The 14526-nt window shown below is 37.8% G+C and carries 14 protein-coding genes and 1 pseudogene; 7 read left to right on the forward strand and 8 right to left on the reverse strand.

Features of this window, described 5'->3' with window-relative positions:
* Positions 1 to 6 precede the first annotated feature (6 nt).
* On the reverse strand, positions 7 to 741 hold the full coding sequence (gene tsaA / locus O1449_RS08535) for a tRNA (N6-threonylcarbamoyladenosine(37)-N6)-methyltransferase TrmO (protein WP_269238052.1): 735 nt from the start codon (positions 739 to 741) through the stop codon (positions 7 to 9).
* Between the two features lie 100 nt (positions 742 to 841).
* On the opposite strand from tsaA, the gene O1449_RS08540 reads away from it, so the two are divergent.
* Positions 842 to 1621, forward strand: coding sequence for a ferredoxin--NADP reductase (locus O1449_RS08540; RefSeq protein WP_241336150.1), 780 nt, complete (start codon positions 842 to 844; stop codon positions 1619 to 1621).
* Between the two features lie 125 nt (positions 1622 to 1746).
* On the opposite strand, the gene O1449_RS08545 is transcribed toward O1449_RS08540, so the two are convergent.
* On the reverse strand, positions 1747 to 2307 hold the full coding sequence (locus tag O1449_RS08545; RefSeq protein ID WP_269230232.1) for a TetR/AcrR family transcriptional regulator: 561 nt from the start codon (positions 2305 to 2307) through the stop codon (positions 1747 to 1749).
* 442 nt (positions 2308 to 2749) lie between these two features.
* Between O1449_RS08545 and O1449_RS08550 the strand changes: the two genes are divergently transcribed.
* The gene (locus tag O1449_RS08550) at positions 2750 to 3607 is read left to right on the forward strand and encodes a hypothetical protein (protein WP_269238053.1); all 858 of its coding nucleotides are present in this window, start codon (positions 2750 to 2752) and stop codon (positions 3605 to 3607) included.
* Between the two features lie 167 nt (positions 3608 to 3774).
* Positions 3775 to 4230 (forward strand): DUF441 domain-containing protein, encoded by a 456-nt coding sequence (locus tag O1449_RS08555; protein ID WP_241336153.1) that lies wholly within the window; start codon positions 3775 to 3777, stop codon positions 4228 to 4230.
* 123 nt (positions 4231 to 4353) lie between these two features.
* Here O1449_RS08555 and O1449_RS08560 read toward each other — a convergent pair whose 3' ends face one another.
* Positions 4354 to 5274: a LysR family transcriptional regulator gene (locus O1449_RS08560; RefSeq protein ID WP_269238054.1), complete on the reverse strand. Its 921-nt coding sequence runs from the start codon at positions 5272 to 5274 to the stop codon at positions 4354 to 4356.
* A 291-nt stretch (positions 5275 to 5565) separates the two neighbouring features.
* Here O1449_RS08560 and O1449_RS08565 point away from each other — a divergent pair, with 291 nt between their 5' ends.
* Complete coding sequence (locus O1449_RS08565) at positions 5566 to 5805, forward strand: demethoxyubiquinone hydroxylase family protein (protein WP_269238055.1); 240 nt, start codon at positions 5566 to 5568, stop codon at positions 5803 to 5805.
* 11 nt (positions 5806 to 5816) lie between these two features.
* Positions 5817 to 6128, forward strand: coding sequence for a demethoxyubiquinone hydroxylase family protein (locus O1449_RS08570; protein ID WP_269238056.1), 312 nt, complete (start codon positions 5817 to 5819; stop codon positions 6126 to 6128).
* Positions 6129 to 6179: 51 nt separating this feature from the next.
* Here the strand turns inward: O1449_RS08570 and O1449_RS08575 are convergent, their stop codons facing one another.
* Complete coding sequence (locus tag O1449_RS08575; protein ID WP_269230226.1) at positions 6180 to 6971, reverse strand: DUF4198 domain-containing protein; 792 nt, start codon at positions 6969 to 6971, stop codon at positions 6180 to 6182.
* Between the two features lie 226 nt (positions 6972 to 7197).
* Between O1449_RS08575 and O1449_RS08580 the strand changes: the two genes are divergently transcribed.
* Positions 7198 to 8406 carry an MFS transporter gene (locus O1449_RS08580; protein ID WP_269238057.1) on the forward strand — a complete coding sequence of 403 codons (1209 nt, stop codon included), beginning with the start codon at positions 7198 to 7200 and terminating at the stop codon, positions 8404 to 8406.
* A gap of 22 nt (positions 8407 to 8428) precedes the next feature.
* On the opposite strand, the gene O1449_RS08585 is transcribed toward O1449_RS08580, so the two are convergent.
* Positions 8429 to 9043: a DUF2238 domain-containing protein gene (locus O1449_RS08585; RefSeq protein WP_269230224.1), complete on the reverse strand. Its 615-nt coding sequence runs from the start codon at positions 9041 to 9043 to the stop codon at positions 8429 to 8431.
* Positions 9044 to 9168: 125 nt separating this feature from the next.
* Between O1449_RS08585 and O1449_RS08590 the strand changes: the two are divergent.
* A pseudogene (locus tag O1449_RS08590) lies at positions 9169 to 10566 on the forward strand (DASS family sodium-coupled anion symporter).
* 47 nt (positions 10567 to 10613) lie between these two features.
* Here the strand turns inward: O1449_RS08590 and O1449_RS08595 are convergent.
* From O1449_RS08595 to O1449_RS08605, 3 genes are all read right to left on the reverse strand, one after another.
* Positions 10614 to 11114, reverse strand: a complete 501-nt coding sequence (locus tag O1449_RS08595) for a hypothetical protein (protein WP_269238058.1) — start codon at positions 11112 to 11114, stop codon at positions 10614 to 10616.
* A gap of 10 nt (positions 11115 to 11124) precedes the next feature.
* A complete protein-coding gene (locus tag O1449_RS08600; RefSeq protein WP_331276175.1) occupies positions 11125 to 11706 on the reverse strand; it encodes a hypothetical protein in 582 nt (193 codons plus the stop codon).
* A 116-nt stretch (positions 11707 to 11822) separates the two neighbouring features.
* Positions 11823 to 14462 (reverse strand): bifunctional aconitate hydratase 2/2-methylisocitrate dehydratase, encoded by a 2640-nt coding sequence (locus O1449_RS08605; RefSeq protein WP_004661858.1) that lies wholly within the window; start codon positions 14460 to 14462, stop codon positions 11823 to 11825.
* Positions 14463 to 14526 lie beyond the last annotated feature (64 nt).

A 14526-nucleotide genomic window follows, 5' to 3' on the forward strand; every position in this document is an offset into this window, starting at 1 on the left:
CTTAGATTATTGATTCGACTCTACAGCAATAACCGTGATGTTGTTTTCATCCACTGTAAAACGAATATTTAATTCCGCAAAACACATACCATAGACTCGCTCAATATCATTTTGATAGGCAGGTCGAGGGTCTAAAGATAACACTTGTTCAAGTTCATCTAATATCTTTTTATTCAAAATTCCAAGCTTTAGAAGATACTGTTGCTGTAATTGTGCAGTTTCCATCCAGATCACCATTTTGCGTATGGGTTCATCTTGAGCATAGCCACTCACAGAATCCGCAATTGCATCTGAATATTGGATGTAGGGTTTAATATCTAAAATTGGTGTCCCATTTAATAAGTCACTGCCTGTGACATATAAACGAACCGATTTCCCATGCTTCTCAACCCGAACAAAACGAACCACGGATAAACCGATTGGAGATGGGCGATACATGCTTCTTGTTGCAAAAACACCGACTTTTTGGTTTCCGCCCAAGCGTGGTGGACGCACCTGTGAACGAAATTTAGGCTCTTGATTCAATGTGTTGGTATTATTTTTATTATCATGAAACTGCCACAACAACCATAAATGACTAAAATCTTCAATTCCCTCAAATGCCAAAACATCGTTATAAGGTTCGACCATCTCTATATAAGACTCGACTTGCACCAAATTTGGCTGCCTTGGAATACCAAATTTTTCACGATAAGGAGAAGACATATAACCGATGATCGGCATGACGACAGAGCTATTCATCACTTTTTCTTATAAACACAATTAAATATACTCAGTTTATAGGGAATGATTTTAGATTAGAATAGCAACCTGTTTCTTTTAACTGTGATCGAGACCTTTAATGGCTGCTTTTAACGTTGAACGCATTACTCATGTTCACCACTGGAATGACACGCTTTTCAGTTTTAAAACGACACGCGATACGAGCTTACGTTTTAAAAATGGTCAGTTTGTGATGATCGGGCTTGAAGTGAATGGTAAGCCTTTAATGCGTGCTTATTCGATTGCGAGTGCGAATTATGAAGAAGAACTCGAATTCTTCTCGATTAAAGTACAAGATGGTCCACTCACTTCTATCTTACAAAAAGTACAAGTGGGCGACGAAATCCTTATTTCTAAAAAACCTACAGGTACTCTTGTACACGATGATTTATTACCAGGTAAAAACTTATATCTTTTATCTTCTGGTACAGGATTAGCACCATTCCTTTCTTTACTTCGTGACCCAGAAACTTACGAAAAGTTTGAAAAGGTCATTATGGTTCACGGTACACGTTATGTATCTGAACTTGCTTATCAAGACTTGATTCTGAATGAACTTCCAAGCAATGAATTTTTCGAAGAATTAGGAATTAAAGATAAGCTTGTTTATTACCCAACCGTAACACGTGAGCCTTTCCACACTCAAGGTCGTGTAACAACGGCAATCGAATCAGGTGAACTATTTGAAAAAATAGGTTTACCTCGTTTCAATCGTGAAACTGACCGTGCAATGCTTTGTGGTAGTCCTGCTTTCCTAAAAGACGTGGCTGCTTTACTTGACCAACATGGTTTAGTTGAATCTCCTCGTATGGGCGTAATGGGTGATTATGTTATTGAACGTGCATTTGTTGAAAAATAAACGTCAATAACGATATAAAAGAAACCGAGGTAATCCCTCGGTTTCTTTTTATCTATTTAAAATCGTTATTTAATTTCTAAATAATTTATTTTAAATAAATCATTTAGAAAACCTAAAAATAATAATTATGCAGCATCTAAATTGATTAACCTCTCAATATAATACCAACACTCTTCTATTTGTGTATGATCTTTGTTTACTTTTGCATAAGCAGTCATACCATCTAAAATATTAATATACATTGCTGTCAGCACATGTGGTTGAAATACTTTTGCTTTCTCAAACAACCCTTCAAGTAATTGCATCAACCATTCTCTATATCCCATGATTGGTCGAATAATGGACGGATATTGCTGTAATACTTCAAGTGATGCTTTCTGAAACATACAGCCATGAAAATCATCAGAGTTAAACCAAGCTAAGTGCCAAAAATATACTGCTTTAATTTTTCCTAGATAATCATCGTCTTTCTGTAGACTAATTTCTTGTTGAATTGCAGCTTGAATACTTTGATTACGACGAGATAAACACTCCTCTATCAGGTTCTCTTTTGAAGGAAAGTACTTATAAAAGGTCATCTTTGCAACACCAGACTCACTAATGATTCGATCCACTCCGACTGAGCTATAGTTATAGCGGTTAAAGAGATTTAGAGCCGTTATAATAATATCTTCTTTTTTTGACATTTTATTATCCTTTTAGAATTTTATCAAAGAATTTAATTAATTATTTAGACATAGTTAAATGCTGGATAATTTCTGGCACCCATACTTATTTATATAAAGCGTATTATAAAAAATTAAAATCTTTTGTTATATGCCCTCCATTATAAATTAAGCAAAAACCATTTCAGAAACAAGTTTATTTGTAAAAAAAAATTTCTATTTTTAAAAAATCAGAATATACCGTGAAGTATATCACTTTTTTACTAACGTTAAGTTAATTAATAATCTCTATCATGATTTTTTAGCTTGTTTAATAAATTGATTTCACAAAAAATTCATTTTATATTTATGCAATCCAATAAAAAGATATTTGGTTGAACTAATAGTTATTCAAAAGCAGCCAAAGAAACTCGAAATTATATAATTGGAAAAGCTATAATATTAATTCATTGAGTAGAAGACTATGCCAAAAAAATTCGAATGTTTTAACAGCCCTAGACAGAAAGCTATAGACGGAATGAAGAATAGTATTTCTGAAGAATTATGGAACAAGAACCTGAACTTTCTGAAAGAGTTGCGAGCAGAAATTTCCAACCATCCTGTTTCAACTCATCCAGCAATTCAGATGCTAAATGATGGTGTAATTGATAAAGAAACCTTGAAGCATATTCATCTAGAATACCGCCATGCAATTGTTCAGGTATTTACGGATGCATTGCTCATGGCACAGTTCCAAACAAAGCAATTAGAGCCACGTTTACTATCTGGTTCTAAGATGTATCCTCGCTTCTTACTTAATCTTAATATCTTAGATGAGTTTGGTTTCCGTCCAGGACTTGATCAAGACGGCTATTATTCTGGAAATCCAGAGTATGCACATTATCCACTCTTTGAAGATGTACTTGATGATTTTGAGTTGAGCCAATCTGAACGTAATGACTATCAACCTTCGATCATTGCTCAGCAAGTACGTAATTATTTAGAAGAATCTTTCGATCGTTATCAAGTCGTTTCTGCTTTACTTGCGGTTGCGGAAGAAGAAGTCATTTTATTTAGCCCAGCACTTCGTCAAGCAACCAATGCTGTTGGATTTGATGTAGATAGTGGATATTACTACGTTCACGGTGTATCACATGATGAAACAGCCGAAGCTGCTGATGATGATCATGAAGATGATTTATGGTTCGTGCTTGCTCAAGCTTGCGTTGAATCAGATTACAGTGCAATTCGCAAAACCTGCTTAGAATACTGTGATCTATGGCAGCAATTTTGGGATGAACAAATTGCTTACCAATATGAAACATATAAAAAACGAGCTTAATTTCTCCAAAAAAGCCATCTCGAAGTTTCAACTGGAGATGGCTTTTTTATTTACAGATTAAAAGGTTGCTTATATTTTTAATTCCCCTAATGCTCTAAACTAAAGAATCTCTTGCCCAAAGCTATTTACGATATAATTCAACTTTATTTTCCTACATACCCCACTTCATGTTTTCTCAGTTTGATCTCAACTTATTGGTTCTTCTCATTTTATTAAGCTGTGGTATTTTTAGTCAAAACACAGCTATCACAATTGCGGCTGCAAGTTTGATACTGGTAAAACTCACACCATTAAATCAGTTTTTCCCTTATATTCAGGACTATGGACTAAATATTGGTATTATTATTTTAACCATTGGCGTATTGGCACCGATTGCAAGCGGTAAAATTAGCGGTCACAGTATTCTCAAGTCTTTTATCAGTATTAAATCATTGCTTGCGATTGCCGTTGGCTTAGCCGTGGCATGGTTAGGTGGTCGCGGTGTAAAACTAATGAGTAATCAACCTGATATTGTGGCAGGATTATTAATTGGGACGGTCGCTGGTGTTGCACTCTTACGTGGTGTTCCTGTTGGCCCACTGATTGCTGCTGGTATTTTATCGCTTTTGATTGGAAAATCTTAATAGGTTGAAGCCAATGCTTATGGATTGGCATCTTGGTTAATCATTCTATATATGCAAATAAGAGTATATAAGCCGTTCAAGCAGAATGTGTATCTCCCTTTACGACCTAGATAACAAAGTTAATCAATCTTCATAATACATCGCACGCTTCTTTGAAAATTTCTCAAGTTGCTTCAGAAAACCTTCAAAATAATTTTTGTCTTTATCTTCAACTCTATAACCTGCATATAATGTTCGTCTCAATCCTTGCGGCGACACGCAGTCTAAACGACGACTGACAACCCATCCCTTTTGTTCATATTCATTAACGACCCAGTCAGGTAAAGACGCAATACCACGCCCACTTGCAACCAACTGAATTAACATCTGCGTTAAATCAGTTGTCCGAATGTGCTTAGGATGAATATTCGCGGGAATAAACAAATGCGCCATAATGTCTAAACGGTGCTTATCGACAGGATAAGTAATCAACGTTTGTTCAGCTAAATCTTGTATTGAAATTTGTTCAGCACGAGCCAAAGGATGTGTATTGGACAAAACCAAACGTGATTCATATTCAAAGATTGGGAAATATTCAATTCCTTTTAAAGCAATTGGGTCAGCCGTGATCAATAAATCAAATTCAGCATTCTGCAATAGATCATGTGGATTTGCCTCAAAACCTGCTGCAAAGTCTAAATCTACATCTGGATATTGCTGGCGATATTGATTTAATAACGGCATGAGCCAATCAAAGCAACTATGACATTCGGATGAAAAAATAATTCTCCCCGTTTGTCCATGCACGATACGAGTAATATCTGTTTGTGCTATCTGAACCTGAGGCAACACATCATCTGCTAGTCGAAGCAAACGCTCGCCGACATTAGAAAAACTTACTGGACGACTACGGCGATTAACAACCTCTACGCCATACCAATGATCAAGTTCTTTTAATTGATGAGAAATTGCTGAAGGAGTTAGGCATAAATCTGTCGCAGCCGCAACCAATGAACCATGCTCTCTTAAGGCAATTAAAGTTTTTAAATGACGCAGTTCTAACACAACGATCACCACAATTGAATTTAATTCATCCTATCATGTTACTCATGAGTGTGTCTCACTATGAATTTTATTTTATTATTTTTTAACAAGATGAAATTTACTCACAATTAGAATCATGACTATATTGATTTAAGCTTATGTTCTTATTTATAAAAATAAGGAAAGCGAATTACGTAATACAAATATGATCTAATCTTAAAAGCTTTTTATAAGATAATTCAATTATTTAATTACCCATACTCACCCAAGAACTGTATATTTTCCAAACAATAATAATGATGAAGATAAACCATGAGCATGTACAAAGAAATTCAAACCCAACTAAGAATCATTCATGCGTGTGAAAAAGGAGCAACTGGGGTTTACTACGGTCATAGGCTCATTGCAAAACTATTTTTTAAAGACATGGTTAAAACGCTAGATGAAATGCATCAGCATGAAACTGAACATTTCAACTTTTTTGGATATTTTTTGCTCAATATAAAAATACTGTTGTCTTACCCTCTATACTTTGGTGCGCAGGCGGAATAATTTATGGATTATTGATTGGATTACTAGGTAGAAATGCAATTTGGATCAGTACTGCAAGCATTGAAAATATTGTAAACAAAGAACTTGATGAAGCTGCAATTTTCTTCAAAGAAAAAGATATGGAGATTCATCATGCAGTATTAGATATTCAAAAAGATGAAATTCATCATCAGAAGATTGCTTCTGAATATGCAGACTTTAACTATCCCATAGCAAAAATGATTGCTAAATTTGCCCAACAATGTGCCTATCTTGCAAAATTTCTCGCCATACACCTTAAAATATCTTTGCCATCAAAAAAGAATTCGCCTCTTACAGATTAAAACCCTCAAAATCTAGAAGGCTAATCTTATCTCGATCAGCCTTCGTATTGCTTAATTTACAGAGACACTAATAATGCTATAAAACTGATTACTTGGCTTCTGCTTCATATCCCCTGTTTCGCTCACTTCAATCAGATACTCACCTGCTTTGGCAAATAGTAAATCAGCACTGCCATCAATTGTCGTTTTTAAGCTGATGCCTTGCTTATCAGTCGCTCCTTTCGCGCGAATCACGACATCGGCATTTGCTAATGCTTTATTGGCCTTAGATACTTTAATTTTTACGGCTTGATTCGCTTTTAGTTCACTTGGATGTGTTAAAAAACCAACTTGAATTGGTGCTGTACTTACCTGAACAGGTGTGTTCTTGTCTTTAGATACATAAGTCAATAATGTCCATTCACGAGTAATTTCAACAGGCGTAATTTTTTTAGCTTTTAAATCCGCAGGAATCACAAAATCACGTTCAGATTTGGCAGGTGCTTTGTCTGCTGGCATATCAAAGAACATTTTCCATTCTTTTTGATCTTGTACATATTTCAAAGGGTAACTCGCGCTGGTTTGAACACTATAAGTACCAACTTCTGGTAACTTCAAATCAAAAACTGTAGCCGAACCTAATTTAGAATCTGCTTCAATTGTGGTCTTGGTATTATTTGGACTCGTGATTTCAAATTTTGCATTTTTTAATGCATATTCACTTTGTAAAGCTTCTTCAGCATAACCAGAAATGATTGTTACTTGTGTTTGTTCCGTTGTATAGGCAATCGGAGCAACATAGGGTTCATGCGCAAAGCTATAACCTGAAACTAAAAGAAATGATGCAATTAATAATTTGTTCACTCGTTCTTCCCACCTTTAATAATCCAACATGACTCTCATCACATTAAATTGTTTAATAAAATGCTATGTTGAGCATTATACATAAATGCAAATAATTATCATTAATTTTAACTTTATATCTATCAATTGGAGAAATTCAGCAAATCAACATAAAAATTACGTTCTCTTTCACCTTTCTCAAATTCACTTGAATATAATGCTTGGGTGTTATTATTTTTGAAATATTATGCCTGTTCTCAGTTCTCCTACTGCCAAAAATTACTCCTTATTCTTAGTTATTTTCTCTCTTGCCATAGGAAGTTTTTGCATTGGTACAACCGAATTTGTGGCAATGGGATTGATTCAAGAAATCGCTACTGATTTAAATGTCAGTGTTCCATATGCAGGCTATTTCATTAGCGCTTATGCACTCGGTGTCATGGTTGGTGCACCCATTATTGCAATCTTGGGTGCAAAAGTTCCACGTAAGACCTTATTGCTCAGCCTAATGCTATTTTACGGCTTAGCCAATGCAGCAACAGCCTTTGCAACAACATCAGAAGCAATGCTAGTGTCACGTTTTATCGCTGGTTTTCCTCACGGTGCTTACTTCGGCGTCGCTGGTTTAGTCGCCGCTGAACTTGCAGATAAACAACGTAGAGCGACCGCGATTGCCCAAGTCATGATGGGCTTAACCATTGCCAATGTGATTGGTGTGCCTATTGCTACATGGCTAGGTCAAAAATTCGGTTGGAAAGCAGGTTTTGAGTTTTCTGCAGTCATCGCATTCATTACCCTAATTGGCGTTGGCTTATTTGTTCCCAATATTCCACTGCAAAAAACAGCCAGTATCAAAGCTGAATTGGAAGGTTTAAAAAATATCAATATGTGGCTAACACTTGCAGTGGGTGCAGTTGGTTTTGGCGGCATGTTCTCTGTCTATAGCTATGTTTCACCCATCTTGACCGAATATACACATGCCAATATTGAAATTGTTCCGATTGCTCTAGCCATTTGGGGCATTGGCATGGTGATCGGTGGATTAGTAACAGGCTGGTTAGCTGATAAGAGCCTATTTAAAACGATGATTGGAATTTTGGTGAGTTCTGCACTCGCCTTTGTACTTGCAAGTTTTATGATGTCTAATCTTTATACTGCGATTACAGCCTTATTTATGATTGGTTTCACTGTGATAGGATTAGGTGGTGCATTACAAACACATTTAATGGACATCGCAGGCGATGCACAAACATTAGCAGCATCCTTAAATCATTCTGCATTTAATTTAGCGAATGCCTTAGGCGCATTTCTTGGAGGATGGGTACTTAGCCATAATATGGGCTGGTTAGCACCGATCTGGGTTGGGTTTGTGCTGAGTTTAGGGGGATTGGCAATCTTATTAATTGCTCTGGCTTATGCTAAATACACTCACAAAAATCAATCTGCCGTAATTTAACGGCAGATTAATCAATTTATCGCTATGAACTGATCAATTTATTGAGTTGTTGGTTATGCCATTTAGATAAGAATAGCAAGGCTGCAATTGCTCCAATTAAGGCAAAGAACATATCAGATTGAGTATCCCACTCATATCCTTGTGTACCAAGAAACTCTTGCGCACCTTGTCCAAGTGCTAATGCAGCTGCCCATTCAATCAATTCATAAGTCGCACTAATGGCTAGTACAATACAGATCACAATAAAACTAAGCATTTTCCCCTTGGCTAAAATCTGATGTCTAATCAAAACTTCCCGTGCAGCGATGGCAGGCACAAAACCCTGCATAAAATGTCCAATCTTGTCATAAGGATTTCGATCTAAACTGAACCATTGAGCGATCTCAAAACCTAAAGGTACACGTGCATAGGTATATGCCCCACCGACGATTAATACAATTGCATGCAAAAAAATTAGGCTATACAAGAGATTAGTTAGTGAAAATCTGGAATAAGTTGCAAATAAGATAGGTAAAACAACGAGGACAGGAACAACTTCCATTAACCATGTCGCTCTATCATACGGCTGTAAGCCAGATAAAAGTAGCAACAAAATTAAAATAATAGCTGCTAAAAATAGAATCTTCGGTTGATTCATATCAAACTCTCAAATTAATTTTATTTTTAATTACTTAGATTAGCATTTGAAGTGCAACACCATGCTCTTGAAATAATACCTGACTCGGACGTCTAAAACCGAATTTTTTTCTTGGACGATGGTTCATTATTCCAGTTCCTTCTGGTGTCGATCCGAATGCATGGCATTTGTTGGCCATGTTTGTCGGTGTCATTGCCGCGACTATTGGTAAAGCCATGCCGATTGGTGTAATTGCCATTATTGCGATTATCTTAGTTGCCGTGACGGGTGTCACCAATGATAGTCCCAGCGGAGCTATCCAAGATGCACTGAGTAGTTTTGCTAACCCGCTAATTTGGTTGATTGGTATTTCGATCATGATCTCCAAAGGTTTGCAAAAAACGGGATTGGGTGCACGCTTAGGCTATTTATTTATCGCGGTTTGGGGCAAGAAAACCACTGGTATCGGTTATAGCATGGTACTGTCTGAACTGATTCTTGCACCTGTTACCCCAAGTAATACGGCTCGTGGTGGCGGAATTATTCACCCGATTGTCCGTGCAATTTCCACCTGCTATGACTCTGACCCTGCCAAAAGCACCGAAGGTCGTATGGGGAAGTATTTAGCTTGGGTCAACTACCAAGCCAATCCAATTACTTCTGCCATGTTTATTACCGCAACCGCCCCTAACCCGTTGGTGGTTGATCTGGTCGCGAAAGCAACCCATAGTGAAATTTCATTGAGTTAGAGTATATGGGCAATCGCAATGTTAGCGCCTGGTTTAATTGCCTTAATCATCATGCCATTGATTATGTACTGGATGTATCCACCCGAAGTTAAAGAAACGCCTAACGCCGCTCAGTTTGCCAAAACTAAGTTAAAGGAAATGGGTTCAGTCAGTCGAAATGAAATCATTATGCTCGGCGTATTCGGTATTTTATTGGTGCTATGGGCAGGTATTCCTGCCATGATCTTTGGTTCGACTTGGGCGGTTGATCCAACCACAACAGCCTTTATAGGTTTGGCTTTGCTGTTGCTCACGGGTGTACTGACTTGGGACGATATCCTGACGCAAAAAAGTGCATGGGATACCATCACTTGGTTCGCAGCTTTGGTAATGATGGCAACTTATTTAAATAAGCTCGGTTTAATCACGTGGTTCTCAGGCGTACTAGAAACAGGTATTGGTCATTTAGGTTTAAGCTGGATGCCAGCCTGTTTGTTATTGATGCTCGCCTATCTGTATGCACATTATATGTTTGCCAGTACCACGGCACATATCACTGCGATGTTTGCTGCATTCTATACGGCGGGACTGGCGTTGGGCGCACCACCAATGTTGTTTGCTTTAATGATGGCAGCAGCTTCGAGCATTATGATGACCTTAACCCATTATGCAACAGGTACATCGCCTGTGGTTTTTGGCTCAGGCTACACTACACTGGGTGAATGGTGGAAAGCTGGCTTTGTCATGAGTGTGGTTAATATCTTTATCTTTGTGGTGATTGGCGGACTTTGGTGGAAAGTGTTGGGTTATTGGTGATTTGAATATGAGGAACATACTGTACGAATAGAAATGTTCCTCTAAATTTAAATACCAAAATGTAAAACATACAAATGACCATCTGAATCAATGATCTTTTGCATAAGCCCTGCCAATGTTTCAAATTGTCCTATCACTTCACTCTTTTGCATAATAATTTTTTCATAGCCTGCTGTTTCTCGTAAAATACGATCAACATTTTCATTTGGGTCAGTCACATCATCATATGCGTGAACAAAAGTATATGCGCCTGTTAACTTTAAAACATTTGGCGATAACTTTAGAATATTAACTAGACTAGAAAACAATTGAAATGCTTCTTTAGCTCCATCTCCATCAATCACTGTTACACCATAATAATTTAAACCAGTATGCCTAACTTTTAAACTTGGATTATAGGTAGGCATCCATTTTAAAAAATCATTAAAATAAATAATAAGATCATCATGGATTGAAACATCATAAGAAACCTTACCGACTAGCTCGCAGCAATCATCATAAGAGAATTCATTTTCATTCAATAAAACAAAATCATGTAGTAATGCCATAAATAGAACCTCAGTTTAAATGGTAGTTTTCTCTATCTATCAAAGCTTTCCACTCTTCATGGCTATAAAGTTTAAGATTCTTCAGTTGAGTACCTACTAATAAAAAGCGATCGTCCCATGTTAATACTTCTCTACTGTCGTCTAATTTTTTATTTGAAAAACAAGGAAATAAAATTGGATTAAAATATATTAATCCAATTTCAAGTAAATGCTTAATCTCTTTCGGGTTCTCAGGAATAGAGTGAAGTACGGGTATATTTTTTATTAATTTGCAAGCAATTTCATGAGGTTCAGAATCTAAATCATCCAAATACCATTTTTGGTCATCACACCTCCATAAATAAGCAGTAAAACCATTTTGCTCAATCAGTAATGTCTCTGTAATTGCATTTGGTTCCTCATACCAAACAGAAAATGCTAAAGTTTTTGTCGGAATAATTGAAAATTTTGGCGGTTTTAAATAAGGATAATCCTTTAACATTAAAGAAACTAAATCTTTAATTGCTATTTCTAGATCCTCAACATTCTGCTTTTTATGGATAATGTTAACTAGTTCAGAAATATTATCTTTTATCGTCAAAATACTTTTCATTTTATAAAAAATAAGGGCTGATTACTCAGCCCTTATTTTAGCTTTTTGCTCAAACAAAGCATAGCTTTGTTCTTGCGCTAGGGAAAAGCCTTTCGGCTTTTCTTGATCCTAGCTCATTAAGTCAATTGAGCAGCTTGGATCTTCTTAGTATCAACTTGATCAGCTTCTTTAGTATATTCGCCCATCTTGTCGAAGTTTAAGTATTTGTAGATGTCAGCAGCAGCACTGTCGATTTGCGACGCGTACTGTTGATATTCTTCTGGGCTTGGTAATTTACCAAGAACAGCAGCGACAGATGCAAGCTCAGCAGAAGCTAAGTAAACGTTTGCACCTTGACCTAAACGGTTCGGGAAGTTACGAGTAGAAGTAGATACACATGTAGTGTTCGGTGCTACACGTGCTTGGTTACCCATACATAATGAACAACCCGGCATCTCTGTACGCGCACCAGCACGACCATAGATGTTATATAAACCTTCTTCCATCAATTGATGCTCGTCCATACGTGTTGGTGGAGCCAACCATAAACGAGTAGACAATGAACCACTTGGTACTTTGTCAAGTAACTGACCCGCAGCACGGAAGTGACCAATGTTGGTCATACAAGAACCGATGAATACTTCATCAATTTTGTCGCCTTGAACATCAGAAAGAAGTTTCGCGTCATCTGGATCGTTCGGGCAGCAAAGAATTGGTTCTTTAATGTCAGCAAGATCGATTTCGTAAACTTTTAAGTATTCTGCATCAGCATCCGCTTTTAACAAGCTTGGGTTGTCTAACCACTTCTGCATGTTTTCAGCACGGCGCGCCATTGTACGAGCATCGCCATAACCTTCTGCGATCATCCACTTCAACATGGTGATGTTAGAACGTAAGTATTCAGCAACTTTCTCTTCAGAAAGTGTAATTGAACAGCCAGCAGCAGAACGCTCAGCAGATGCGTCAGAAAGTTCAAATGCTTGCTCAACAGTCAAGTCATTTTCCATTTCTGATAAATCGATCTCAAGGATGTTACCAGAGAAGATGTTTTTCTTACCTTTCTTCTCTACAGTTAAGTCACCAGCTTTGATCGCATAGTAAGGAATCGCATGTACAAGGTCACGTAAAGTGATACCAGGCTGCATTTTACCTTTGAACTTAACAAGTACAGATTCAGGCATATCAAGTGGCATAACACCAGTTGCAGCTGCGAACGCAACAAGACCAGAACCCGCTGGGAATGAAATACCGATTGGGAAACGAGTATGTGAGTCACCACCAGTACCAACAGTATCTGGAAGTAACATACGGTTTAACCAAGAGTGGATAATACCGTCACCCGGACGTAAAGATACACCACCACGGTTCATGATGAAGTCTGGTAATGTATGGTGAGTTGTTACGTCAACTGGTTTTGGATACGCAGCAGTGTGACAGAAAGACTGCATCACTAAGTCAGCTGAGAAGCCCAAGCACGCTAAGTCTTTTAACTCGTCACGAGTCATAGGACCAGTTGTATCTTGAGAACCAACAGTTGTCATCTTAGGTTCACAGTAAGTACCAGGACGTATACCTTGACCTTCAGCTAAACCACATGCACGACCAACCATCTTCTGAGCTTGTGTAAAGCCTTTACCAGTGTCAGCAGGTTGTACTGGCGTACGGAATAAAGTAGAAGGTGCAAGACCTAATTCTTCACGTGCTTTCGCAGTTAAACCACGACCAATGATCAAGTTAATACGACCACCAGCACGTACTTCGTCTAAAAGTACAGGCGTTTTAAGCTCAGCTTCTGCAATTTGTGCACCGTCTTTGAATGCAGTAACTTTTGCAGCAGTATGATCAATTTTCAATACAACTTCGTCGCCCATGTTCATATTAGCAACGTCAATTTCTACAGGTAATGCACCTGCATCTTCCATTGTATTGAAGAAAATTGGAGCGATCTTAGAACCTAAGCACACACCACCATCTTTTTTGTTTGGAATGTGTGGAAGTTCGTCACCGAAGAACCAAAGTACAGAGTTAGTTGCAGATTTACGGCTTGAACCCGTACCAACAACGTCACCCACGTAAGCAACTTGGTTGCCTTTCGCGATCAATTCTTTGATTTGGTTTAATGGACCAACTTCACCTGGTTTTTCAGGGTTGATACCGTCACGCTCGTTTTTCAACATTGCATTTGCGTGTAATGGGATATCTGGACGGCTCCAAGCGTCTTGAGCTGGAGACAAGTCATCAGTATTCGTCTCACCTGTTACTTTAAACACAGTGATTTTGATTTCTTCTGGAACGTCAGCACGGCTCGTGAACCATTCTGCTTCAGCCCAAGATTGTAAAACAGCTTTAGCCGCAGCATTGCCTGCTTTTGCTTTGTCTGCTACGTCATGGAATGCATCAAATACAAGAAGAGTTTTCTTCAATGCTTCTGCAGCTAATTCAGCAAGCTCAGCATTGTCAAGAAGTTCAACTAAAGGAGCAACGTTATAACCACCAAGCATCGTACCTAGTAAGTAAACTGCACGCTCTTTAGTTACAAGTGGAGAAGTTGCTTCGCCTTTTGCTAGAGCAGCCAAGAAAGCAGCTTTAACATACGCAGCTTGGTCAACACCTGCTGGAACACGGTTTTCAAGCAAATCTACTAAAAATGCTTCTTCGCCTGCTGGTGGATTTTTTAATAAAGTTACAAGTTCAGCAGTTTGAGCATCATCAAGCGGCTTCGGTGGGACTCCGAGTGCGGCACGTTCTTCAACGTGTTGGCGGTAAGCTTCTAGCACAGTGTTATTCCTCTTTTTTAAAAAATTACTTGTAAGTTCCAGCTTGCTACAAGCTTTACAAGTA

The sequence above is a fragment of the Acinetobacter sp. TR3 genome, assembly GCF_027105055.1.
Lineage (GTDB): Bacteria > Pseudomonadota > Gammaproteobacteria > Pseudomonadales > Moraxellaceae > Acinetobacter.

Bases quoted from the DNA above. Each gene is read 5' to 3' on its own strand.
- O1449_RS08600 (WP_331276175.1), bottom strand. From the start codon at position 11,706: ATGAAAAGTATTTTGACGATAAAAGATAATATTTCTGAACTAGTTAAC.
- O1449_RS08585 (WP_269230224.1), bottom strand. From the start codon at position 9,043: ATGAATCAACCGAAGATTCTATTTTTAGCAGCTATTATTTTAATTTTG.
- O1449_RS08595 (WP_269238058.1), bottom strand. From the start codon at position 11,114: ATGGCATTACTACATGATTTTGTTTTATTGAATGAAAATGAATTCTCT.
- tsaA (WP_269238052.1), bottom strand. From the start codon at position 741: ATGAATAGCTCTGTCGTCATGCCGATCATCGGTTATATGTCTTCTCCT.
- O1449_RS08565 (WP_269238055.1), top strand. From the start codon at position 5,566: ATGAGCATGTACAAAGAAATTCAAACCCAACTAAGAATCATTCATGCG.
- O1449_RS08555 (WP_241336153.1), top strand. From the start codon at position 3,775: ATGTTTTCTCAGTTTGATCTCAACTTATTGGTTCTTCTCATTTTATTA.
- O1449_RS08580 (WP_269238057.1), top strand. From the start codon at position 7,198: ATGCCTGTTCTCAGTTCTCCTACTGCCAAAAATTACTCCTTATTCTTA.
- O1449_RS08540 (WP_241336150.1), top strand. From the start codon at position 842: ATGGCTGCTTTTAACGTTGAACGCATTACTCATGTTCACCACTGGAAT.
- O1449_RS08550 (WP_269238053.1), top strand. From the start codon at position 2,750: ATGCCAAAAAAATTCGAATGTTTTAACAGCCCTAGACAGAAAGCTATA.
- O1449_RS08545 (WP_269230232.1), bottom strand. From the start codon at position 2,307: ATGTCAAAAAAAGAAGATATTATTATAACGGCTCTAAATCTCTTTAAC.